Annotated in this window: 22 protein-coding genes and 2 pseudogenes; 20 read left to right on the forward strand and 4 right to left on the reverse strand. The window is 66.7% G+C overall.

The genetic code is table 11. The features are described from left to right. The first annotated feature begins 96 nt into the window (after nt 1-96). The 3 genes and pseudogenes from dtd to rpoD all read left to right on the forward strand — a co-directional run bounded on the left by dtd (nt 97) and on the right by rpoD (nt 2,681). On the forward strand, nt 97-537 hold the full coding sequence (gene dtd / locus AB5T46_RS17340) for a D-aminoacyl-tRNA deacylase (RefSeq protein ID WP_370565319.1): 441 nt from the start codon (nt 97-99) through the stop codon (nt 535-537). A gap of 75 nt (nt 538-612) precedes the next feature. Continuing rightward, nucleotides 613-693: pseudogene (locus AB5T46_RS20490) on the forward strand (D-aminoacyl-tRNA deacylase); the annotation flags it as partial. A 104-nt stretch (nt 694-797) separates the two neighbouring features. Continuing rightward, nucleotides 798-2,681: an RNA polymerase sigma factor RpoD gene (gene rpoD / locus AB5T46_RS17350; protein WP_370565320.1), complete on the forward strand. Its 1,884-nt coding sequence runs from the start codon at nt 798-800 to the stop codon at nt 2,679-2,681. A gap of 145 nt (nt 2,682-2,826) precedes the next feature. On the opposite strand, the gene AB5T46_RS17355 is transcribed toward rpoD, so the two are convergent. The 4 genes and pseudogenes from AB5T46_RS17355 to AB5T46_RS17370 form a co-directional block, all read right to left on the reverse strand. Beyond that, complete coding sequence (locus AB5T46_RS17355; RefSeq protein WP_370565321.1) at nt 2,827-3,198, reverse strand: SnoaL-like domain-containing protein; 372 nt, start codon at nt 3,196-3,198, stop codon at nt 2,827-2,829. An 836-nt stretch (nt 3,199-4,034) separates the two neighbouring features. Beyond that, a complete protein-coding gene (locus tag AB5T46_RS17360; RefSeq protein ID WP_370565322.1) occupies nt 4,035-4,871 on the reverse strand; it encodes an alpha/beta fold hydrolase in 837 nt (278 codons plus the stop codon). Between the two features lie 437 nt (nt 4,872-5,308). Continuing rightward, nucleotides 5,309-5,542 (reverse strand): hypothetical protein, encoded by a 234-nt coding sequence (locus AB5T46_RS17365; RefSeq protein ID WP_370565323.1) that lies wholly within the window; start codon nt 5,540-5,542, stop codon nt 5,309-5,311. Nucleotides 5,543-5,639: 97 nt separating this feature from the next. After that, nucleotides 5,640-5,828 (reverse strand): annotated as a pseudogene (locus tag AB5T46_RS17370) (peptide-methionine (R)-S-oxide reductase); the annotation flags it as partial. Between the two features lie 402 nt (nt 5,829-6,230). Between AB5T46_RS17370 and AB5T46_RS17375 the strand changes: the two are divergent. From AB5T46_RS17375 to msrA, 17 genes are all read left to right on the forward strand, one after another. Beyond that, entirely contained in the window at nt 6,231-6,554 is a 324-nt protein-coding gene (locus AB5T46_RS17375; RefSeq protein WP_370565325.1) for a BufA1 family periplasmic bufferin-type metallophore, read from the forward strand. Between the two features lie 28 nt (nt 6,555-6,582). After that, complete coding sequence (gene bufB, locus AB5T46_RS17380) at nt 6,583-7,488, forward strand: MNIO family bufferin maturase (RefSeq protein WP_370565326.1); 906 nt, start codon at nt 6,583-6,585, stop codon at nt 7,486-7,488. After that, the gene (locus AB5T46_RS17385) at nt 7,485-8,279 is read left to right on the forward strand and encodes an HvfC/BufC family peptide modification chaperone (RefSeq protein WP_370565327.1); all 795 of its coding nucleotides are present in this window, start codon (nt 7,485-7,487) and stop codon (nt 8,277-8,279) included. Before bufB ends, AB5T46_RS17385 begins: the two co-directional genes overlap by 4 nt. Nucleotide 8,280: 1 nt before the next feature. Further along, nucleotides 8,281-8,811 carry a DoxX family protein gene (locus tag AB5T46_RS17390; protein WP_370565328.1) on the forward strand — a complete coding sequence of 177 codons (531 nt, stop codon included), beginning with the start codon at nt 8,281-8,283 and terminating at the stop codon, nt 8,809-8,811. Between the two features lie 82 nt (nt 8,812-8,893). Then, on the forward strand, nt 8,894-9,514 hold the full coding sequence (locus tag AB5T46_RS17395; RefSeq protein WP_370565329.1) for an RNA polymerase sigma factor: 621 nt from the start codon (nt 8,894-8,896) through the stop codon (nt 9,512-9,514). Further along, nucleotides 9,507-10,169: an NrsF family protein gene (locus AB5T46_RS17400; protein ID WP_370565330.1), complete on the forward strand. Its 663-nt coding sequence runs from the start codon at nt 9,507-9,509 to the stop codon at nt 10,167-10,169. Before AB5T46_RS17395 ends, AB5T46_RS17400 begins: the two co-directional genes overlap by 8 nt. Nucleotides 10,170-10,324: 155 nt before the next feature. Then, nucleotides 10,325-12,466: an FAD-dependent oxidoreductase gene (locus tag AB5T46_RS17405; protein WP_370565331.1), complete on the forward strand. Its 2,142-nt coding sequence runs from the start codon at nt 10,325-10,327 to the stop codon at nt 12,464-12,466. Between the two features lie 4 nt (nt 12,467-12,470). Further along, the gene (locus tag AB5T46_RS17410; RefSeq protein WP_370565332.1) at nt 12,471-13,565 is read left to right on the forward strand and encodes an inorganic phosphate transporter; all 1,095 of its coding nucleotides are present in this window, start codon (nt 12,471-12,473) and stop codon (nt 13,563-13,565) included. 16 nt (nt 13,566-13,581) lie between these two features. Continuing rightward, nucleotides 13,582-14,625, forward strand: coding sequence for a methyltransferase domain-containing protein (locus AB5T46_RS17415; protein ID WP_370565333.1), 1,044 nt, complete (start codon nt 13,582-13,584; stop codon nt 14,623-14,625). 5 nt (nt 14,626-14,630) lie between these two features. Continuing rightward, on the forward strand, nt 14,631-15,302 hold the full coding sequence (locus tag AB5T46_RS17420; RefSeq protein WP_370565334.1) for a glycosyltransferase: 672 nt from the start codon (nt 14,631-14,633) through the stop codon (nt 15,300-15,302). Further along, entirely contained in the window at nt 15,299-15,988 is a 690-nt protein-coding gene (locus tag AB5T46_RS17425) for a TIGR04282 family arsenosugar biosynthesis glycosyltransferase (RefSeq protein WP_370565335.1), read from the forward strand. The genes AB5T46_RS17420 and AB5T46_RS17425 overlap by 4 nt, the downstream gene beginning before the upstream one ends. Then, nucleotides 15,985-16,806 (forward strand): sterol desaturase family protein, encoded by an 822-nt coding sequence (locus tag AB5T46_RS17430; RefSeq protein WP_370565336.1) that lies wholly within the window; start codon nt 15,985-15,987, stop codon nt 16,804-16,806. Before AB5T46_RS17425 ends, AB5T46_RS17430 begins: the two co-directional genes overlap by 4 nt. A 5-nt stretch (nt 16,807-16,811) precedes the next feature. Beyond that, nucleotides 16,812-17,768, forward strand: coding sequence for an arsenosugar biosynthesis radical SAM (seleno)protein ArsS (arsS, locus tag AB5T46_RS17435; protein ID WP_370565337.1), 957 nt, complete (start codon nt 16,812-16,814; stop codon nt 17,766-17,768). Next, entirely contained in the window at nt 17,765-18,307 is a 543-nt protein-coding gene (locus AB5T46_RS17440) for an arsenate reductase ArsC (RefSeq protein WP_370565338.1), read from the forward strand. Before arsS ends, AB5T46_RS17440 begins: the two co-directional genes overlap by 4 nt. 14 nt (nt 18,308-18,321) lie before the next feature. Then, a complete protein-coding gene (locus tag AB5T46_RS17445) occupies nt 18,322-18,735 on the forward strand; it encodes a hypothetical protein (RefSeq protein WP_370565340.1) in 414 nt (137 codons plus the stop codon). 173 nt (nt 18,736-18,908) lie between these two features. Further along, nucleotides 18,909-19,454 carry a peptide-methionine (R)-S-oxide reductase MsrB gene (gene msrB / locus AB5T46_RS17450; protein WP_370565341.1) on the forward strand — a complete coding sequence of 182 codons (546 nt, stop codon included), beginning with the start codon at nt 18,909-18,911 and terminating at the stop codon, nt 19,452-19,454. Next, nucleotides 19,388-20,110 (forward strand): peptide-methionine (S)-S-oxide reductase MsrA, encoded by a 723-nt coding sequence (gene msrA, locus AB5T46_RS17455; protein ID WP_370565342.1) that lies wholly within the window; start codon nt 19,388-19,390, stop codon nt 20,108-20,110. Before msrB ends, msrA begins: the two co-directional genes overlap by 67 nt. Nucleotides 20,111-20,113: the final 3 nt, after the last annotated feature.

A 20,113-nucleotide genomic window follows, 5' to 3' on the forward strand; every position in this document is an offset into this window, starting at 1 on the left:
CGATTCCCGATTCCCGATTCCCGATTCCCGATTCCCGATTCCCGATTCCCGATTCCCGATTCCCGATTCCCGATTCCCGATTCCCGATTCCCGCCCATGCTCAGCCTCATCCAGCGTGTCACCCGCGCCAGCGTCAGCGTCGACGGCGAGACGATCGGCGCGATCGGCCCCGGCCTGCTCGCCCTGGTCGGCGTCGAGCCGGGCGACGACGAGTCGCAGGCGCGGCGCATGGCCGAGCGTCTGTTGGGCTACCGGGTGTTCGCCGACGACGACGGGCGGATGAACCGTTCCCTGGCCGACACGGCCGGCGGATTGCTGCTGGTCAGCCAGTTCACCCTCGCCGCCGATACCGGCTCGGGCACGCGCCCGGGATTCAGCACCGCCGCCGCGCCGGCCGAAGCTGAACGGATTTTCAGTCTTCTTGCGGCGATCTGCCGCGAAAAGCATCCTTTGGGGGTGGAAACCGGCCGCTTCGGTGCCCATATGAAGGTCAGCCTGGTCAACGATGGCCCGGTGACCTTCCTGCTCAGGGCATGAGCGGGCGCTTTGGCGACAGCCCCGCGCGGCGGCGCGTTCAGGAAGACCCGCACGCCGGCTTTCTTCCTGGCGCGGGTGGAAACCGGCCGCTTCGGTGCCCATATGGAAGTCAGCCCGGTCGATGACGGCCCGGTGACCTTCCTGCTGCGTTCCTGACCTCCCGTCCCGCAGCGGCCGAATCGTGCCCGCCGGGACGGCAGGGCGCCGCGGCTGGTATAATTACGGGTTCACTTTTTCCTTCTGCCTGGTAGCGCAATCCTATGGCCAATGAACGTCAGACGGCACCGCAGTCCGACATCAAGCAGCTGATCAGCAAGGGCCTGGAACAGGGCTATCTGACCTATGCCGAGGTCAACGATCACCTGCCCGATGACCTCGTCGATCCGGAGCAGATCGAAGACATCATCGGCATGATCAACGGCATGGGCATCGCGGTCCACGAGACCACGCCCGATGCCGAGACGCTGCTGCTTGCCGGCGAGTCCAGCGGCAACCGCGATGTCGACGACACCGCCGCCGAAGAGGCCGCGGCGACGCTGACCGCGCTCGATGCCGAGGGTGGCCGCACCACCGACCCGGTGCGCATGTACATGCGCGAGATGGGCACGGTGGAGCTGCTGACCCGCGAGGGCGAGATCGCGATCGCCAAGCGCATCGAAGAAGGCCTGAACCAGATGCTGGCCTCACTGGCGAGCTTCCCGTGGTCGATCCAGCTGCTGCTCGAGGATTTCGAACTGCACAAGGCGGGCAAGAAGCGCCTGGCCGAGATCGTGGTCGGCTTCAACGACCATCTCGACGAGGAGAACGAACCGCCGGCCGCCGCCAACAACGGCGACAGCAAGGGCGCCGCGGCGCAGAAGGACGGCGACGGCGACGACGACAGCGAGTCCGACGACGACGACGACAGCACCGAGGAGGCCGGCCCGACCGGTCCGGATCCGGAGGAGGTCGCGCGCCGGATGGAGGCGCTGGCGGCGCTGTACGCCAAGTTCCAGAAGACCTACGCCAAGTACGGTCCGACCCACAAGTCGGCGCTGAAGCTGCGCGAGGAGATGGCCGCGCAGCTGATGACCCTCAAGCTGCCGCTGCCGCTGACCGACACCCTGGTGCGCAAGCTGCGTGAGGTGGTCGGCGAGATCAAGGATCACGAGCGCCGCATCCTTGACCTGTCCACGCGCGTGGCGAAGATGCCGCGCAAGGACTTCCTGCGCGCCTGGGACGGCAACCAGACCAACACGGACTGGGTCGACGAGATGCTCAAGCGCAAGCAGAAGTGGTCGTCGGGCTTGCGCGAGGTCAAGGACCAGATCGTCGCCGAGCAGGAATCGATCGCCTCGATCGAGAAGACGATGAGCGTGACCCTGGCCGATCTCAAGGAGATCAACCGGGCGATGGCCTACGGCGAGGCCAAGGCGCGCAAGGCCAAGAAGGAGATGGTCGAGGCCAACCTGCGGCTGGTGATCTCGATCGCCAAGAAGTACACCAACCGCGGCCTGCAGTTCCTGGACCTGATCCAGGAGGGCAACATCGGCCTGATGAAGGCGGTCGACAAGTTTGAGCACCGCCGCGGCTTCAAGTTCTCGACCTACGCCACCTGGTGGATCCGCCAGGCGATCACCCGCTCGATCGCCGACCAGGCGCGCACCATCCGCATCCCGGTGCACATGATCGAGACGATCAACAAGCTCAACCGCATTTCCCGGCAGATGCTCCAGCAGTACGGCCGCGAGGCCACGCCGGAGGAGCTGGCCAAGGAAATGGAGATGCCCGAGGACAAGATCCGCAAGGTGATGAAGATCGCCAAGGAGCCGATCTCGATGGAGACCCCGATCGGCGACGACGAGGACTCGCACCTGGGCGACTTCATCGAGGACATCAACGTCGAGTCCCCGGTCGAGGCCACCACCAACATCAACCTGTCCGAGACCGTGCACGGCGTGCTCGCCGGCCTCACCCCGCGCGAGGCCAAGGTGCTGCGGATGCGCTTCGGCATCGACATGAACACCGACCACACCCTCGAGGAGGTCGGCAAGCAGTTCGACGTCACCCGCGAGCGTATAAGGCAGATAGAGGCCAAGGCGCTGCGAAAGCTGCGCCATCCCAGCCGCTCGGAGCAGCTGCGGAGTTTCCTCGACATCGATTGACGTCATCCATGGCGTGAGATCAAGGCCCCGCTTCGGCGGGGCTTTTTTGCGTCACGGAAGCGGCATCGCTCCCGTAGAGCGGAGCTTGCTCCGCTGCTCCCATCTCCGGAGCCCGCGCAGCGGAGCAAGCTCCGCTCTACGGGGGTCAACCGACGTTGTAGAAGAACTGCTCGCGCACGACCTTGCCGTCGCGCACCTGGTACACGCAGATCTCCTCCATCGGCATCCGCCCCATGTCCTTGTAGGTCGCGTCGATGCCCATGGCGACGCTGAACCAGTCGCCGGTGACCACCGGATCGCTGACGCTGCCGCCGTGGATCTCGACGATGTTCTCCTTCCACTTGCGGCCCTTCTCGCGGATCGCGTCCATCCCCTTGACGTTGCCGGCCGTGCCTGCCGGCAACCCTTCCATCTCGATGCTCGCCGCGTCCTCGGCGTACAGCTCCTCCTGGGCCTGCTCGTACTTGCCCTCGCGGCACAGCGCGACCAGGCGTTCGGCGACTTGCTGGGTGTTCATGGCACTACTCCTGCGTGGCGAAGGAGCGATGAGTCTACGCCGGGCTGGCTCACCAGATGAGACACGTGGCGCTTTCCTGGGCGCGGGAGCGATCCGTGGTCGAAGGTCGATGCAGCGGACGGCATCGGGGCGCGGAAAGTGCGCTTGCAAGCGCCGGGATTGGGTATGATCCGTTCCGCAGGGCCTATAGCTCAATGGTTAGAGCAGAGGACTCATCGAAAGGTGCCGCCGCGCCGTAATGCGCGGATGGAACGGGATGAATTCAGGGAAACCGCAGCGGCCCGGCCGGCGGCAATCCTGAGCCAAGCCAGCGGTACACCGCTGGAAGGTGCAGAGACTACCTGGGGGCTCGAGTGCCCTTGATCACAGGCTAGAGCGTCCCGCACCCGACCCGCCTCGGCGGAGGGTGATGAGATAGTCCACGCCGGGAGGAAACTTCCGGATCACGTGAATCCTTTGGTTCCAGGTTCGAGTCCTGGTGGGCCCACCATTCGTTGATCCAACGCGGTCCGTGTGGGGGAAAGCATGAGTTGGCCGCTTTGGCCAACTTTTACTTAACAATCAACCATGAGTTGGCCGCCTAAGGGGTGCTGCATCGCACGAGGTGGCCCTGTCGGATGTCGAACCGGTGACGGCCGCCAAACAGGTCCGAGATCCTAGCGCCGGCTAGTGTCTTGCCGATCTAGGCATGCCCGCCCGCGCGTCCCGCAGGTATGGGGGGCTGGCCACTTTTGAGTGAACGCCGGGTCGGCGGCTATGGGGGAAAGTTATTTCAGTCGCAAATGCTTTCTCGCAAACGCGCCAACAAAAAGGAAATGACCTTGTTTTGTCGAAACTCATTCCGAACGCCTGGCCATAAAATCGAGGATTAGGCGCGCAATCTCGTCGGTCTTCTCGTCGAGCGCAAAGTGGCCCGCGTCGAGCAAGTGAATTTCCGCGTCAGGCAAGTCTCTCTTAAACGCCGCGCCCCCCGCGGCGATGAAGGAAGGGTCATTGGCCCCCCATACAACCAGGGTCGGCGGCTGACGTTCGCGAAGCCAAGCCTGCCACTGCGGATAGGCCGCGACATTGTTCCGATAGTCGTAGAGCAACGCCGACTGGATCGCGCGTTGGCCGGGTTTTGCAAGGTGCGCAAACTCGTTTATCCAAGTGTCCGGATTGTAGCGCTCTGGATGCGTTGTGCCGGCTGTATGACGCTGCATCGTGGTGTCGAAAGACAAGAAGGTATCAAGAACCTCCGGATGACCTTTCGGATCAGCCCAAAATTTAGCAATGCCGGGCCATTTCTTGCCCAAGCCTTCTCGATAAGCATTGCCGTTCTGCGTTATTAGTGCCTCCAATCGCTCTGGATGCGCCAGCATCATCCGGAAACCTACCGGAGCGCCGTAATCGTGAATGTACAGGCTGTAACGGTTGATCTTGAGGCGTACCAGCAGGTCATCCATTACCTTCGCGAGATGATCGAACGTATAGGGGAAGGCGGACGGTTCGGGTGCGTCGCTTTGTCCGAAGCCCGGGTAATCCGGCGCGATGATGTGGTATCGAGTCGCCAGCAGCGGGATCAACGCTTCGTACTGGCGAGACGACGTCGGAAAACCATGCAGCAAGACGATTGTCGGCGCATCTTTCGGTCCGGCTTCGCGATAGAAAACCCCGACGCCGTCGATCTGCATCCTGTGATAGGTCGTAGTCGAATTGGAAGACGCCTGTGGAGCGGCCCACGCCGTCGGTGTGAAGCTGGCTAATAAGGTAGCAGCTGCCGCCACGCTAAATAACCGATTTTTTAGGCGAATAAGTAGGTGGCAAATCATGAAAGAATCCTCGCTCGAGCCAATGTCAGTTTTATCGCTGCCAGCGATCCAAAACCGCTCTTGGGGAACGCGGCACCCAGAAAGGTCAGAAACGTGGTCATGGCTCAGTATTCGTCCGGGGAGGCTGATCGGTTACATCAATGAGACTGCGGTATCCGTACCCGCGCAGAAGCTGCCGGGCAGCTGAGTTCCGAATGTCGGTCATTTCGAGCGCTGATCGGAGCCTGCGACGTAGATAAGCTTGAGAATGTTCGATCGCTCCGGTGAGAATTCCCTTCCAGAACGCGAATGTCAGGATGTTACCGGAGGGCAATTGAACGGCGCCGGGTTTGGCTGTCCTGAAGCGAGGACTCGACGCTCTTCAACGCGCGATCGACCTGACCGCCGTCATAGCCGGTGACCCAATCATCGATCACCTGAAGCCGGGATCGGCCATCAGCCTCATGCCCGGCGGGGTATCCCGGTTCGAACGGGCGGATCACGGTGCGCGACGGATCGTGCCTCAGCATCGCATCATGGTGATGCACGAGCATTCTAGCCTCGGATGGACGCCAACCGGCAAGACGGTCGCCCGGCTCAGATCTAGCATCGTCTTCTCCCTTGATGGCGCGCGGCAAGACCAGCAGCGGTTCAGGCGGGCGCGAAACGCATCGCGACACCGTTCATGCAGTAGCGCAGGCCCGTCGGCTTCGGCCCGTCATCGAAGACGTGGCCGAGATGGCCATCGCAGCGCGCGCACCGGACCTCTGTGCGCACCATGAACAGGCTCGCGTCGCGCTTGTTCGTGATCGCGTCAGGCAAGTGCGTCCAGAAGGGGGGCGAGCGCGCGCAGCAACGAAGGTGTCGGTGCATCGCGGCCTGAAGGCACTTGGCGCGCCGAATCGATCCCTCCAATTCGTGATCGAAGCGGAGTCTGATCATCGCGAAACCGAGGTCGTAGCGATCGCGCAGCGGCCTCCCACGATCGCTGTGACCTGAGACGACCCCAGGACCGCTGGTCTGCTACGGAAAACCCGCACGTCGTGCACCCGAGGAAGCGTCGATGACCCGCTCGGTGCGCCGAGGGTTGCGCCCGGCCGCGTCTGCAGCGGCGTCTACGCATCTTCCAGCCTGATGTAACCATTCGCCCCCTCGAACGAAGTCTCCTGATGCGAGCGGCGCCCGGACTGCCATACGCGGTTCCTCGGCGCCTCGCTACTACCCATTCCCAGGAGAATTTCCATGACGACCCGTTTCCAGTCCGCCGTTCCCGCCTTGGCCCTCGCTGCTGCGCTGGGTTCGGCGCTGGCCATGAACATCGCGCCAGCACAGGCCGGCGAGAAAGGCGCCGCGCAGGAAAAGTGCTACGGCGTGGCTCTCGCCGGCAAGAACGATTGCGCCGCCGGCCCCGGCACCACCTGCGCGGGCACCGCCAAGACCGATCACCAAGCCAATGCCTGGAAGCACGTGCCGGCCGGCACTTGCACCAAGACGACGTCGAAGACCTCGCCCACCGGCTACGGCCAGCTGGCGGCGTTCGAAGCCAAGACCGCCAAGTCCAGCTAAGCCGCGCTGCTTCTTTCGGAGACGGTCGGTGAACCTCCTCCACAGCACTCACTACGCCGAACCTGCTCCGGCCGGCACCGGCCTGCCCGCGCGGGCCGGTGTTGGATTCAAGCCACGCCATTTCGACGAACTGCAGGCGGATTTCGCGCCACCTGGTTTCGTCGAAGTGCATGCGGAGAACTACATGGGCGCCGGCGGCGTGCCGCATGCGCAACTCACCGCGCTGCGGGAGCGGTTGCCGCTGTCGCTGCACGGCGTCGGTCTGTCGCTGGGCAGCGAGGCACCGCCGGATTCGCTGCACCTGGACCGGCTGGCGACGCTGATCGCGCGCTACCAGCCCGCGTCGTTCTCCGAACACCTCGCCTGGTCCACGCACGATGGCCGCTTCTTCAACGACCTGCTGCCACTGTGCTACGACACACAGACCCTGTCCCGGGTCTGCGCGCACATCGACCAGGTCCAGGAGCGGCTCAAGCTGCGGATGCTGCTGGAGAACCCCAGCACCTACCTGGAGTTCCAGGGCAGCAGCTACAGCGAGCCGGATTTCATCGCCGCGATCGTGCAGCGCACCGGATGCGGGCTGCTGCTGGACGTGAACAACGTGTACGTGTCCTGCCACAACAACCGTCACGATCCGCTCGCCTACCTCGCCGCGCTGCCGATGCACGCGGTGCGGCAGATCCACCTCGCCGGGCACGCCGAAGAACACGATCCCGACGGCGGCGATCCATTGTTGATCGACCATCACGGCGCGCCGGTCGCCGATGCGGTGTGGGCGCTGTATGCGCGCACGCTCGCACTGACCGGGCCGGTGGCGACGCTGATCGAATGGGACTCCAACGTCCCCGCCTACGCAACGCTGCGCGAACAGGCACAGCGCGCCGAGGCGATCCTGCGCGATAGCTGCGCGGTGCCCGACGAGATGGCGGCATGACCGCGACCGCCTCCCAGCAGGACTTCGCCGCCGCGTTGCGCGTGCCGACCCGGCGCGCGCCTACCGGGCTCAAGGCCGCCGGCCGCGCGGACGCCGAGCGCCGGTTCGCCGTGCACCGCAACAACTTCGTGGTGACCCTGATCGACGCGCTGGCCGAAGCCTTTCCCGTCACCCAGGCGCTGGTCGGCGTGGAGTTCTTCCGCGCCATGGCGCGCGAATGCGTGCTGACGCCGCCGCCGCGCACCCCGGTGCTGACCGACTACGCGATCGACTTCCCGCGGTTCGTGGCAGGCTTCCTGCCGGCAGCCGAAATCCCCTACCTGGCCGACGTGGCCACGATCGAAGCACTGCGCATCCACGCGTATCACGCCGCCGATGCCACACCGATACCCGAGGCCGCATATCGCGAGCTGTTCGCGGCGCCCGAGCGCCTGGCATCCGCCCGCGTCATGCTGCATCCAGCCTGCCGCTGGCTTGCGTCGCGCCATGCGGCGTATTCCATCTGGCGGGCACACCAGGGACTGCACGACCTGTCCGACGCGGACCTTGCCGGCATCGACGTCGAGCAGGCTGAGGACGTGCTGGTCGCGCGCCCGTCATTCGAGGTCGTCGTCACCGATCTGCCGCCGGGTGCGATCGCATTCCTGGACGCACTGCGCAACGGCGAACCGCTGGGCGCGGCATTCGACCGGGTGAACACCACCTGCGTGCACGTCGACGCCAGCGCGCTGTTCGCCGTCCTGATCCGCCACGGCCTGGAGGCCGGGCCCGCCATCGAACTGGAGCACTGAGATGAGCACCCTCCTCGCCACTTCCCGCAGCTCGCGCGCGCCGGTCACCGCCAGCGCCATCCAGGCCGTAGACCACACGATCGCGCTCTTCAGCCGCATCCCGCACAGCGCGATCGCCCTGCTGGCGCGGTTCTCGGTGGCGATGACGTTCTGGATGTCCGGCCAGACCAAGATCGAGGGGCTGGTACTGGATCCGATCGGCGCCACCGTCGAATTCGGTTGGCCGCGGATCTCCGACAGCGCGCTGGAACTGTTCCGCAGCGAGTACGCGCTGCCGCTGATCCCGCCCGAGTTCGCCGCGCCGATGGCCGCCGTCGCCGAGCACGTGTTCCCGCTGCTGTTGCTGGTCGGCTTGGCGAGCAGGCTGTCGGCGTTCGCGCTGCTGGTCATGACCCTGGTGATCCAGATCTTCGTCTACCCCAGCGCGTTCGCCACCCATGGGCTATGGGCGGCGCTGATGCTCTACCTCATGGCCAGGGGCCCCGGCAGGGTGTCGTTGGATCACCTAGTCGCGCGTCGCGTCCGCGCCTAGGCAGGCGCGCTTGGTAATCGCATCGGACCGTCGCATCATGGCCGAGATCGTTCCCTTCCCGAGACCGGAGCAGGCGACCCCCATGCCCCTGCGCAGCGCATCGGCTGCCCCCGCGAGCTCCTACGGGCAGACGCGGGACAGCGGCGAAGTCTGGGGCACGTGGATGGTCAGCGCTCAGGACGGCGACCGCGATGCGTATCACGCGCTGCTGGTCGGGATCACGCCCTACCTGCGCGCCATCACCCAGCGTTACCTCGGCCGTGGCGACGACGCCGAGGATGCGGTGCAGGAGATTCTTCTGGTCGTGCACGACATCCGCCACACCTACGAGCGCGGGCGTCCGTTCAAGCCGTGGCTGAGCACGATCGCCACGCGCCGCTGCATCGACTTGTTGCGCCGCCGTTCGCGGCGGTTCGAACACGAATTCACCACGGACGAGGATCTGGACCACCTGCAGGAAGCCGCGTCGACGCCGGACGAAACCACCGCGCGCCTGCACGACGCGCGCAGCGTGCGCGATGCGGTCGCCGGCCTGTCTCCGAAGCAGCAGGAAGCGATCCGGCTGGTGCACCTGGGCGAGATGTCGCTGGGCGAGGCCTCGGCGCAGAGCGGGCAGAGCGTCGGATCTTTGAAAGTGGCTTGCCATCGGGCGCTGAAGACGTTGCAGCGGACCCTCGGCAACAAGGGGCAGGACCATGACTAACACCAATACCCTGATCGAACAGCTGGCATCACGGGCCAGGCCCGTGCGGCCGCTCGCGTCGCCGATGCGGCGGACCATGTTGTGGATCGCGATGGCGAACGCCGTCGTCGCGCTGATCGCCGCTGCCATCGGCCTACGTCCGGGCCTGGCCGCCGAGCTCGACGCCGCGCCGGCGCTGATCGAATGGATCGCCAGCGTGCTGACCGGAATTCTCGCCGCCTACGCCGTGTTCCAGATCAGCGTGCCGGGCCGGTCGCCGGCATGGGCCTGGCTGCCGGTGCCGACCTTGCTGTTGTGGCTCAGCGGGCTGGGCTGGGGCTGCCTGCGCGATCTCGCCCGCATTGGCAGCGACGCGTTCCTCTTCCAGTTCACCAGCTGGCATTGCGCCGTGGCGATCACCATGACCGGCGTGCCGCTGGGCCTGGTGCTGCTGCTGATGGTGCGCCATGCCGGGGTGGTCCGGCCGAGGGCGACCGCGATGCTGGCGGCGCTGAGCGCCGCTGCGCTGTCGGCTGCAGGCGTCACCCTCATTCACGGCCAAGAGAGCGCACTGATGGTGCTGGTCTGGCATCTGGGCGCAGTGGCGATCCTGTCGCTGCTGTGCCTGCTGTTCGGCCGTCCGCTGTTCTCGTGGATCGGACATGCGCGGCGCTGAGCTTCTTTGTCCGCTGCCAAGGAAGGCCGGGTAAGTCGTCACTCCAGCAAACGCTGGAGTCCACACCGGGCTTGTTCTTGAAATCGCCACATCGGAACGGATTCCAGCGCTTGGTGGAATCACGAGAGTCCGTCCACTTCCTCCGAAGGAAACGCATGTCCCGCTCCAGAACCCGCCTGATCCTCGCCATCGTGCTGGTCGTTGCCGCCCTGGCACTGTGGCGCAGCGGGCTGCTGGGCGAGCTCAGCCTCGAAGCGTTCAAGGCGCGGCAAGACGCGCTGCAGGCTTGGACGGCGGCGCATCCATGGCTCGCGGCCGGCGGATTCCTTGCGTTGTATGTCGTGGTCACCGGGCTGTCGCTGCCGGGCGCCGCGGTGCTCACGCTCGCCGGTGGCGCGTTGTTCGGCCTGCTCGAAGGCACGCTGCTGGCCTCGTTCGCCAGTTCGATCGGCGCAGCGCTCGCCTTCCTCGCCTCGCGCTTCGTGTTCCGCGATGCGCTGCGCGACAAGTACGGCGAGCGCCTGCGCACCTTCGACGAGGGCATCGCCCGCAACGGTGCGTACTACCTGTTCACCCTGCGCCTGGTGCCGGTGTTCCCGTTCTTCGTGATCAACCTGCTGGCGGGCCTGACGGCGCTGAAGACGCGCACCTTCTACTGGGTCAGCCAAGTCGGCATGTTGCCCGGCACCATCGCCTACGTGTATGCCGGCACCCAGCTGGCGCGCATCCGCGAGCCGGCCGACATCCTGTCGCCGGGGCTGATCGGCGCGTTCGCGCTGCTGGGTTTCCTGCCACTCATCATGCGCGCGTTCACGCGCTGGCTGGCGGCGCAGCGGGTGTATCGCGGGCACAAGCGCCCGCGCCGCTTCGACTACAACCTGATCGTCATCGGCGCCGGATCGGCCGGGCTGGTCTCGGCCTACATCGCCGCGACCGCGCGTGCGAAGGTGGCACTGATCGAGCGCGACCGCATGGGCGGCGACTGCCTCAACACCGGCTGCGTGCCGTCGAAGGCGCTGTTGCGCAGCGCGCGGCTGATGGCCGATGCGCGCAATGCCGAGCGCTACGGCATCGCCAAGGTCGGCGCCCAGCTGGACTTCGCCCAGGTCATGGAGCGCGTGCACGCCGTCATCCGCAGGATCGAACCGCACGATTCGATGGAGCGCTACACGAAGCTCGGCGTCGAGGTCATTACCGGCGAGGCCCGGATCGTGTCGCCCTGGGAAGTCGAAGTCGGCGGCAAGCGCATGAGCGCACGCAGCCTGATCGTCGCCACGGGCGCGCGACCGCTGGTGCCCGCCATCCCGGGCCTCGACGGCGTCGCGTACCTGACCTCGGAGAACCTGTGGGACCTGCGGTCGTTGCCCAAGCGCCTGCTGGTGCTCGGCGGCGGCCCGATCGGTTGCGAGCTAAGCCAGGCGTTCGCGCGCCTGGGCAGCGAAGTGACCCAGGTGGAAATGGCGCCGCGCCTGCTGCCGCGCGAGGACGCCGACGCGGCAGCAGAAGTCGAGTCGCGTTTCCGCGCCGAAGGCGTGCGGGTGATGACCGGCTGCAAGGCGCTGCGGGTCGAACGCGGCGACGGTGGCGATCGCCTGGTCTGCGAGCAGGACGGCATGGAAATCGCCCTGCCGTTCGACCGCCTGTTGCTGGCGCTGGGCCGCAAGGCGAACGGGGAAGGCTTCGGCCTGCAGGAGTTGGGCGTGGAGATCAGGAACAACGGCACGGTCGAAGGCGACCAGTTCCTGCAGACCAGCTTCCCCAACATCCTGGTGGCCGGCGATGTCACCGGCCCTTACCAGTTCACCCACGTCTGCGCGCACCAGGCGTGGTACGCCTCGATCAACGCGCTGCTGGCGCCGCTGTGGCGCTTCAAGGCCGACTACCGGGTGATCCCGTGGGCGACCTTCACCGATCCCGAAGTCGCGCGCGTGGGCCTGTCGGAAGACGAGGCCAAGGCGCGGGGCATCGAGGTGGAAGTGACCAAATACGGATTGGACGACCTCGACCGCGCGATCGCCGATTCGGCGGACCACGGCTTCGTCAAGGTGCTCACGCCGCCGGGCAAGGACCGCATCCTCGGCGCGACCATCGTCGGCGAGCACGCCGGTGACCTGCTCGCGGAATTCGTGCTGGCGATGAAACACGGCCTCGGCCTCAACAAGCTGCTCGGCACGATCCACATCTATCCCACGCTCAGCGAGGCTAACAAGTACGCCGCCGGCGCGTGGAAGCGTGCGAACGCGCCGCAGGGCCTGCTGCAGTTCGCCGCGCGCTATTTCGCCTGGCGACGGGGCTGATCGCATGTCGCTGATCCTGCTCGTACTGCTCACCTTGCTACTCGCCGCCGCGAACGGCGCGAACGACAACATCAAGGGCGCGGCTACCCTCGTCGGCTCAGGGCTCGTGGGTCATCGCGGCGCCATCGTATTCGCCACGGTCGCCACCGCGGTCGGCGGCGTGGCGTCGATCTACCTGGCCAATGGCCTGCTGGTGGCGTTCAGCGGCAGGGACATCGTGCCGCAGGAGATCACCGCTTCGCTCCCGTTCCTGCTGAGCGTCGCGGGCGGCGCGGCGATGACCGTGTGGCTGGCGACGTGGACCGGCATGCCCGTCTCCACCACCCATGCCCTGCTCGGCGGCCTGCTGGGCGCCGGTGTCGCCGTGGTGCCGCAACAGGTCGGCTTGGCAGTGGCCACGAAGGCGATGCTGCTGCCGCTGCTGGTTTCGCCGCTGCTGGCCTTGCTGCTGGCGCTGGTACTGGTGCCGGCGGTGCGACGCCTGCGTGCGCGACTGGCGCAAAGCGATCCCTGCGTGTGCTCCGATGTCGAGATGGTGGTCGACGGCCCGGCGCTGGCCGCCGCACGCACCACGATTATCTACGCTACTGCGGGCGCTACGGCGTGCGCGCCGGCGCCCGGACGGAGGGTCGCCTTGCTTCCGGTTCGCCTGTGGCTCGACCGCGCGCACCTAGGCAGCGCGGCCGCGGTCAGCTTCGCGCGCGGATTGAACGACACGCCGAAGATTGCGGCGCTGATGGTCGCGGGCGGCGGCGGCCTGGGTGTCGGCACGGCTTCGCTCACGGTGGTGACGGCCATGGCGCTCGGCGGCCTGCTGGCGTCGCGCCGGGTGTCGGAAACCCTCGCGCACAAGGTGACCAGGATGGATGCCGGCGAAGGTCTCGGCGGCAACCTGGTCACGACCGCCCTGGTCATCGGCGCATCGCGCTTCGGCCTGCCTGTGTCGACCACGCACGTGAGCACCGGCGCGCTGTTCGGCATTGCCGCAGGCAACGGCAGCGGCCACGCTAATGTGATCCGCCGGATCCTGCTGGCCTGGTGCATCACGTTGCCGCTCGCGAGCGTCCTCGCCTTCGGTCTCGGACTCCTTCTGCGTTGATTTCTTGGTGACTCCAATGAACCTGCACACCACCCACGACGATGTCCGCCACTACTACGGCGACGTACTCCAGTCCACGCGCGACCTGCGCACAGGCGCCTGCTGCCCGGCCGAGGCCATGCCGCCGATGCTGCGCACGCTGCTCGAGGATGTGCACCCGGAAGTGAAAGATCGCTTCTACGGCTGCGGCTCGCCGCTGCCGCCGGCGCTGGAAGGCAGGACCGTGCTCGACCTGGGCTGCGGCACCGGGCGCGACGTCTACCTGCTGTCGCGCCTCGTAGGCGAGTCCGGTAGCGTCATCGGCGTCGACATGACGACCGAACAGCTGCAGGTCGCCACCCGCCACCAGGATTGGCACGCGCAGCGCTATGGCTATGCGCAGTCCAACGTGCGCTTCGTCGAGGGCTACATCGAACGGCTCGCGGCCTGCGGGGTCGCCGATGCCAGCGTCGACGTGGTCGTGTCCAACTGCGTGCTCAACCTGTCGCCCGAGAAGGAACAGGTGTTCGCGGAGATCTTCCGTGTGCTCAAGCCCGGCGGCGAGCTGTATTTCTCCGACGTGTTCGCCGACCGCCGCATCCCCGACGCGCTGCGCACCGACCCGGTCCTGCTGGGCGAATGCCTGGCCGGGGCGCTGTACATCGAGGACTTCCGCCGCATGCTCGAACGCCTGGGTTGCGCCGACGCACGCGGCGTCAGCCAGTCGCCGATTCCGCTGCTCGATCCGCAGATCGAGGCCCGGATCGGCATGGTCGGATTCCGCTCCATGACCATGCGCGCCTTCCGCCTGCCGCTGGAGGATCGCTGCGAGGACTACGGCCAGATAGCCTCCTATCGCGGCAGCATCGCCGGCCTGCCGCATGCCTTCGTGCTCGACGACCACCATCGCTTCGAGACCGGCAAGCCGGTGCGGGTCTGCGGCAACACCTTCGACATGCTCGCGCAGTCGCGCTTCGCGGCGCACTTTGACCTGCATGGAGACAAGCGCGTCCATTTCGGCCTATTCGACTGCAGCACAACTCCCACGGCCGCGGTGGCAGCCGCCGGCGCCTGCTGCTGAAAACCATGTGCCCGAGCCTCGCCATCGTCATTCCTGCCGGTCCCGGCGATCGTGCCTGGGAGGCCCTGCTGCCGCAGCTCACCCAGGCGCGGGCGCGCGAGGTCGTGCTCGTGTTGGCCCAAGGCGAAGACGATGTCGTGGACCAGTTGCCTGCGAACGTGAGCCTGGTCCGCTCTGCCGCGGGACGCGCGCGGCAACTCAACGCCGGCGCGGCCCGGACGAATGCGGATTGGCTGTGGTTCCTGCACGCCGATTCCCGGATCGTGGCATCGACCGTCGACGCGCTGCATCGATTCATCGACGCCGACGCGACCGCGATCGGCTACTTCGACCTGCGCTTCCTGCGCGACGGTCCGCGCCTGATGTTCCTCAACACGCTCGGTGCGCAGGTGCGCAGCCGCCTGCTCGGGTTGCCGTTCGGCGACCAGGGCCTGCTGATGCCGCGGCGCGTGTACGACGCCATCAACGGCTTCGACGAGCACATCGGCGCGGGCGAGGACCATGCCGCGATCTGGGCGGCACGCGCGCTCGACATTCCGCTGCGCGCGTTGCGCGCGCCGGTCTACACCAGTGCACGCAAGTACGCGCAACGCGGCTGGTGGGCCACGACGCGCGAGCACCTGCGTGCGACCGCGGAGCAGGCACGGCGCTTCTCCCGCCAGGAGCGACTGTCATGAGCTGCGGCATCGCCATCTTCGTCAAGACGCCGTCGCTGTCGCCGGTGAAGACGCGGCTGTGGCCGGGCATCGGACGTCGCAATGCAGAGGCGCTGTACCTGTCGTCGGCACAAGCCGTTGCGTCGGTGGCGATGCAGGCGTGCGACCACGGCGAGATCGAGCCGTACTGGGCGGTGGCGGAAGGCGTTGCGCTGCAGACCGGTGCGTGGATCGACCTGCCGTTGCTGGCGCAGGGTGTGGGTTCGCTAGGCGCGCGCATGGCGCAGGTGTACCGGCTTCTGCGTCACCGCCATCACGCGGCGATCCTGATCGGCGCCGATGCGCCACAACTCACCGCGCAGGCACTGCAGCGGGCGGCGCACTGGCTGTCAGGCGCCGAACCGCGCCTGGCGATCGGCCGCGCCGAAGACGGCGGCTTCTGGCTGTTCGGCGGCAACACGCCGCTGGACGACGACGCGTGGACCCGCGTGCGCTACAGCACGCTCGGCACCGCGGTGCAGTTCATGCACGCCATGCACGGATCCGGCGCCTGGCTCGAACTGGAAACGCTGCGCGACCTGGATACGGCGGACGACATCCCCCACGTGCTCGCCGGCCTGGCCGCACTCGCCGCACCGACGCCTGCGCAGCAGCGCCTGATGGGCGAACTCGAAACGCTGGCCGACATCGCGGAGGCGGGCGCATGAACGCCTGGTGGCTCGCGCATGCCGGCCCAACACGATTGCTGGTCGTCGGCGCCCTGCTGCTGGTGCTGCTGCTGTGCCAGCGCGCGTGGCCGACGCGTGGCGAAACGCCTGCGCGCGGGCGGCGCTGGCGCAACGTTGGCCTGGCTGCGGTGTCGACGCTGCTGGTCTACCTGATCCTGCCGCTCACGGCGGTGACGTTCGCCTGGCAGATGACGACCCGCGGCATCGGCCTGCTGGCCGTGGTCGATATGCCCGCAATGCTGGAGTTCCTGGCCGCGCTCGTGGTCCTCGACCTAGCGATCTACTGGCAGCACCGCTGGTTCCACGTGATACCGCAGCTGTGGCGCATCCATCGCGTCCATCACAGCGACCTGCAGTTCGAGGTGACGCTGGGCTTGCGCTTCCACCCGGCGGAGATTCTGCTGTCGATGCTCTACAAGTTCGCCGTCATCGCCGCACTCGGTCCGTCGCCGGTGGCGGTGGCGGTGTACGAAATCCTGCTCGCCGCGTTCGCGCTGCTGACCCATGCCGACGTCGCCATTCCCCATGCCTGGGACCGGCAGCTGCGGCGCGTGCTGGTGACGCCGGACTGGCACCGCGTGCACCACTCGGTGTACCGGGACGAGACCGACAGCAACTACGGCAACATCCTTTCGCTCTGGGACCGGCTGTTCCACTCGCGCATCGAGCAGCCGCGCGACGGCCACCGCGGCATGCAGATCGGCCTGACCCAGTTTCGCGCCGCGCCGGAGCAGACGCTGATCGCGCTGCTGCAGCAACCGCTGGCCGACGACCTTCGCCTTCCTTCGAACCAGTAGACCCCATGCACGACACCTGGCCACTGCTGAAAGACAGCGACTTCCCCGAGATCGAGCGCGGCGCGGTGACCACGCTGCAGCTCAACCTCGGCTATCGCTGCAACCTGAGTTGCATCCATTGCCACGTCAACGCGGGCCCGCGCCGGACCGAGACGATGGACCAGGCCACCATGCGCTTGGCGCTCGAAGTGGCCGAACGCCTGCAGGTGCAGAACCTCGACCTGACCGGGGGCTCGCCGGAAATGAACCCGCAGTTCCGCTGGCTGGTCGAGCAGGCCAAGGACGCGGGCCTGCACGTGATGGACCGACTCAACCCGACCATCATGGAAGAGCCCAGCTACGATTGGGTCGGTGCGTTCCTCGCGCGCCATGAAGTCGAAATCGTCGCGTCGCTGCCCTGCTACAGCCAGGACAACGTCGACCAGCAGCGTGGCGATGGCGTGTTCGAAAGCTCGATCCGCGCACTGCGGCAACTCAACGCGCTCGGCTACGGCCGGCCCGGCAGCCCGCTGCAGCTCAACCTGGTCTACAACCCCAACGGCGCGTTCCTGCCGTCGGGCCAGGAGGCGCTGGAGCAGACCTACCACCGCCTGCTGGGCGAGAACTTCGGCATCGTCTTCAACCGCCTGTACGCGCTGGCGAACATGCCGATCCAGCGCTTCGGCTCCTGGCTGCTGTCCAAGGGCCAGTTCCAGGACTACATGGACACCCTGCGCACTGCGCATCGCGATGAGAACCTCGCTTCGGTCATGTGCCGCTCGACCTTGAGCGTCGGCTACGACGGCCAGCTCTACGACTGCGACTTCAACCAGATGTTCAAGCTGCCGCTGGCCGGGCGCGAGCAACCGACCCACCTGCGCGACCTGCTCGACCACGACGTGCCGCGCCGGATCGCCGTGGCGGGCCACTGCTACGGCTGCACCGCCGGGCAAGGTTCCAGCTGCGGAGGCGCACTCACATGAACACACCCATGTCGATGTCGAACCGCGTCCACCGCGTCCTGTTCCTGTGCACGCACAACTCGGCGCGGAGCATCCTGGCCGAAGCGCTGGCCACGCATCTGGGACAAGGGCGGCTGCAGGGCTACAGCGCCGGCAGCCAGCCATCGGGCACGGTCAATCCGCACGCGCTCGCCACCCTGGACCGGCTCGGCTGCCGCATCGACGGCCTGCGCAGTAAGTCCTGGGAGGAGTTCGTTGGACCCGATGCCGTGCCCATGGATCTGGTCATCACCGTCTGCGACAACGCGGCGCACGAGATCTGCCCGGTCTGGCCGGGAACGCCGGTGCCGACGCACTGGGGCTGCCCGGATCCTTCTTCCACCCGCGGCGGCGCGCACGAAACCGCGCGCGCCTTCCGCCGCACCGCCGAGTTGATCGCCGATCGCATCCAGGGCCTGCTCGCGCTACCGCTGGAGGCGATGGACGGCGCCTCGCTCGGCAACGCGCTGGCCGCGATCGCCCAGCACACCCGTCCGGCTGCGCTCGAACCCGTCACTTGACCAGGAGAAACCCGATGTCTTCACCAACCCGCAAACTCGAAATCTCGCTGCTCGCGCTCCGCGTGAGCGTGGCCGCAGTGATGCTGGTCTGGGTCGTGGACAAGCTGGTGCGGCCGGAACATTCCAGCAGCGTGTTCGCCGGCTTCTACGGCATGGCCGGCGTTGGCGAGGGCATTGTCGTCGGCCTGGGCGTCGTGCAACTGTTGTTGGTGCTGGTGTTCCTGGCGGGTGTCGCTCGCACCTGGACGTATGGTGCGATCCTGCTGCTGCACGCCGCGTCCACCTTCGTGTCCTGGCGTCAGTACCTGGCACCGTACGAGAGCGCCAACATCCTGTTCTTCGCCGCCTGGCCGATGCTGGCAGCGTGCCTGACCTTGTTCCTGTTGCGCGACCAGGATCGCCTGTGGGTGGTCGGCAAGCCGGGATAACACCGTCACCGCAAGAGCGCGTGGATCGTCGCCCGGCACGCGCGCGTCCTTCGCTCCTCCGGGCTTCTGTAGGAGCGCCTCTTAGGCGCGCCCGAGCCCTGACGCACGCAAAAGGCGTCGCGCCTAAGAGGCGCTCCTACAAATCCGCATCTTGTTGTCGTTGGAGTCTCCGCATGAACCGTCGTAATGCATTGCAAACCCTCACCACGCTGGTCGCACTGCCGTGGTTGCCCGCCTGCTCGCGCGCGTCCGACACCGGCGCGGCCGCAGCCCCGGCCGGCGCGAAGACTGCGTCGTCGAAGATCGTCCGCTTGAACAGGCCCGCCGCAGCCTGGTGGGACCAGGTCAGCCCGGCCGCCTACCGTATGCTGTTCGAGGAGGACACCGAGCCGTCCTTCAGCAGCCCGCTGGACAAGGAAAAGCGCGACGGCACCTTCGTCTGCGCCGCCTGCCACCTGCCGCTGTTCGACAGCGCGCACAAGTTCGACAGCGGCACCGGTTGGCCCAGCTTCACCCGGCCGGTCGCCGGCCACATCGGCACCAAGAAGGATTTCAAGCTGGTCTGGCCACGCACCGAATACCACTGCGCGCGCTGCGGCGGGCACCAGGGCCATGTCTTCGACGACGGCCCGCCGCCGCGCGGTGAGCGCTGGTGCAACAACGGCGTGGCGCTCGCGTTCGTACCGAAGGGCCAACCGCTGCCCGCCTTGAGGAGCTGACCATGACCTTCCTTCGACATCGCCGTTCCCGCGCGATCGCCGCGATCGGTGGCCTGCTGATGCTGGCCGCGATCGGCGTTGGCGCCCAGACCGGTACCGCGCAACCCGCTGCCAAACCGTCCGCGCAGACCGCCGTCGCGATCTTCGCCGGCGGCTGTTTCTGGTGCATGGAGCCGCCGTTCGACAAGCTGCCCGGGGTGAAGTCGACCACGTCGGGCTATGTCGGTGGCCACGTCGCCAATCCCACTTATGAGCAGGTATCGGCCGGCCGCACCGGCCATGCCGAGGCGGTGCTGGTGCGCTACGACCCGGCATTGGTCAGTTACTCGAAGCTGTTGGAGGTCTTCTGGCGCAATATCGATCCACTCGCGGTCGATCGCCAGTTCTGCGACGTCGGCGACCAGTACCGCAGCGCGATCTTCACTCTCGGCGCCGAACAGCAACGGCTGGCGGAAGCGAGCAAACGCAATCTGGAAGCTTCCGGCCGCTTCAAGCAGCCGATCGCGACGCAGATCGTTCCGGCGTCGGAGTTCTATCCGGCCGAGGAATACCATCAGGACTACTATCGCCGCAATCCGATCCGCTACAAGTTCTACCGCTACAACTGCGGCCGCGACCAACGCCTCGAACAGCTCTGGGGAGCGGCTGGTCACTAGGGA

This window comes from Luteimonas salinilitoris (assembly GCF_041300785.1).
GTDB lineage: Bacteria > Pseudomonadota > Gammaproteobacteria > Xanthomonadales > Xanthomonadaceae > Luteimonas > Luteimonas salinilitoris.

Bases quoted from the DNA above. Each gene is read 5' to 3' on its own strand.
- dtd (WP_370565319.1), top strand. From the start codon at position 97: ATGCTCAGCCTCATCCAGCGTGTCACCCGCGCCAGCGTCAGCGTCGAC.
- rpoD (WP_370565320.1), top strand. From the start codon at position 798: ATGGCCAATGAACGTCAGACGGCACCGCAGTCCGACATCAAGCAGCTG.
- AB5T46_RS17355 (WP_370565321.1), bottom strand. From the start codon at position 3,198: ATGAACACCCAGCAAGTCGCCGAACGCCTGGTCGCGCTGTGCCGCGAG.
- AB5T46_RS17360 (WP_370565322.1), bottom strand. From the start codon at position 4,871: ATGCAGATCGACGGCGTCGGGGTTTTCTATCGCGAAGCCGGACCGAAA.
- AB5T46_RS17365 (WP_370565323.1), bottom strand. From the start codon at position 5,542: ATGCTCGTGCATCACCATGATGCGATGCTGAGGCACGATCCGTCGCGC.
- AB5T46_RS17375 (WP_370565325.1), top strand. From the start codon at position 6,231: ATGACGACCCGTTTCCAGTCCGCCGTTCCCGCCTTGGCCCTCGCTGCT.
- AB5T46_RS17385 (WP_370565327.1), top strand. From the start codon at position 7,485: ATGACCGCGACCGCCTCCCAGCAGGACTTCGCCGCCGCGTTGCGCGTG.
- AB5T46_RS17390 (WP_370565328.1), top strand. From the start codon at position 8,281: ATGAGCACCCTCCTCGCCACTTCCCGCAGCTCGCGCGCGCCGGTCACC.
- AB5T46_RS17395 (WP_370565329.1), top strand. From the start codon at position 8,894: ATGCCCCTGCGCAGCGCATCGGCTGCCCCCGCGAGCTCCTACGGGCAG.
- AB5T46_RS17400 (WP_370565330.1), top strand. From the start codon at position 9,507: ATGACTAACACCAATACCCTGATCGAACAGCTGGCATCACGGGCCAGG.
- AB5T46_RS17405 (WP_370565331.1), top strand. From the start codon at position 10,325: ATGTCCCGCTCCAGAACCCGCCTGATCCTCGCCATCGTGCTGGTCGTT.
- AB5T46_RS17410 (WP_370565332.1), top strand. From the start codon at position 12,471: ATGTCGCTGATCCTGCTCGTACTGCTCACCTTGCTACTCGCCGCCGCG.
- AB5T46_RS17415 (WP_370565333.1), top strand. From the start codon at position 13,582: ATGAACCTGCACACCACCCACGACGATGTCCGCCACTACTACGGCGAC.
- AB5T46_RS17420 (WP_370565334.1), top strand. From the start codon at position 14,631: ATGTGCCCGAGCCTCGCCATCGTCATTCCTGCCGGTCCCGGCGATCGT.
- AB5T46_RS17425 (WP_370565335.1), top strand. From the start codon at position 15,299: ATGAGCTGCGGCATCGCCATCTTCGTCAAGACGCCGTCGCTGTCGCCG.
- AB5T46_RS17430 (WP_370565336.1), top strand. From the start codon at position 15,985: ATGAACGCCTGGTGGCTCGCGCATGCCGGCCCAACACGATTGCTGGTC.
- arsS (WP_370565337.1), top strand. From the start codon at position 16,812: ATGCACGACACCTGGCCACTGCTGAAAGACAGCGACTTCCCCGAGATC.
- AB5T46_RS17440 (WP_370565338.1), top strand. From the start codon at position 17,765: ATGAACACACCCATGTCGATGTCGAACCGCGTCCACCGCGTCCTGTTC.
- AB5T46_RS17445 (WP_370565340.1), top strand. From the start codon at position 18,322: ATGTCTTCACCAACCCGCAAACTCGAAATCTCGCTGCTCGCGCTCCGC.
- msrB (WP_370565341.1), top strand. From the start codon at position 18,909: ATGAACCGTCGTAATGCATTGCAAACCCTCACCACGCTGGTCGCACTG.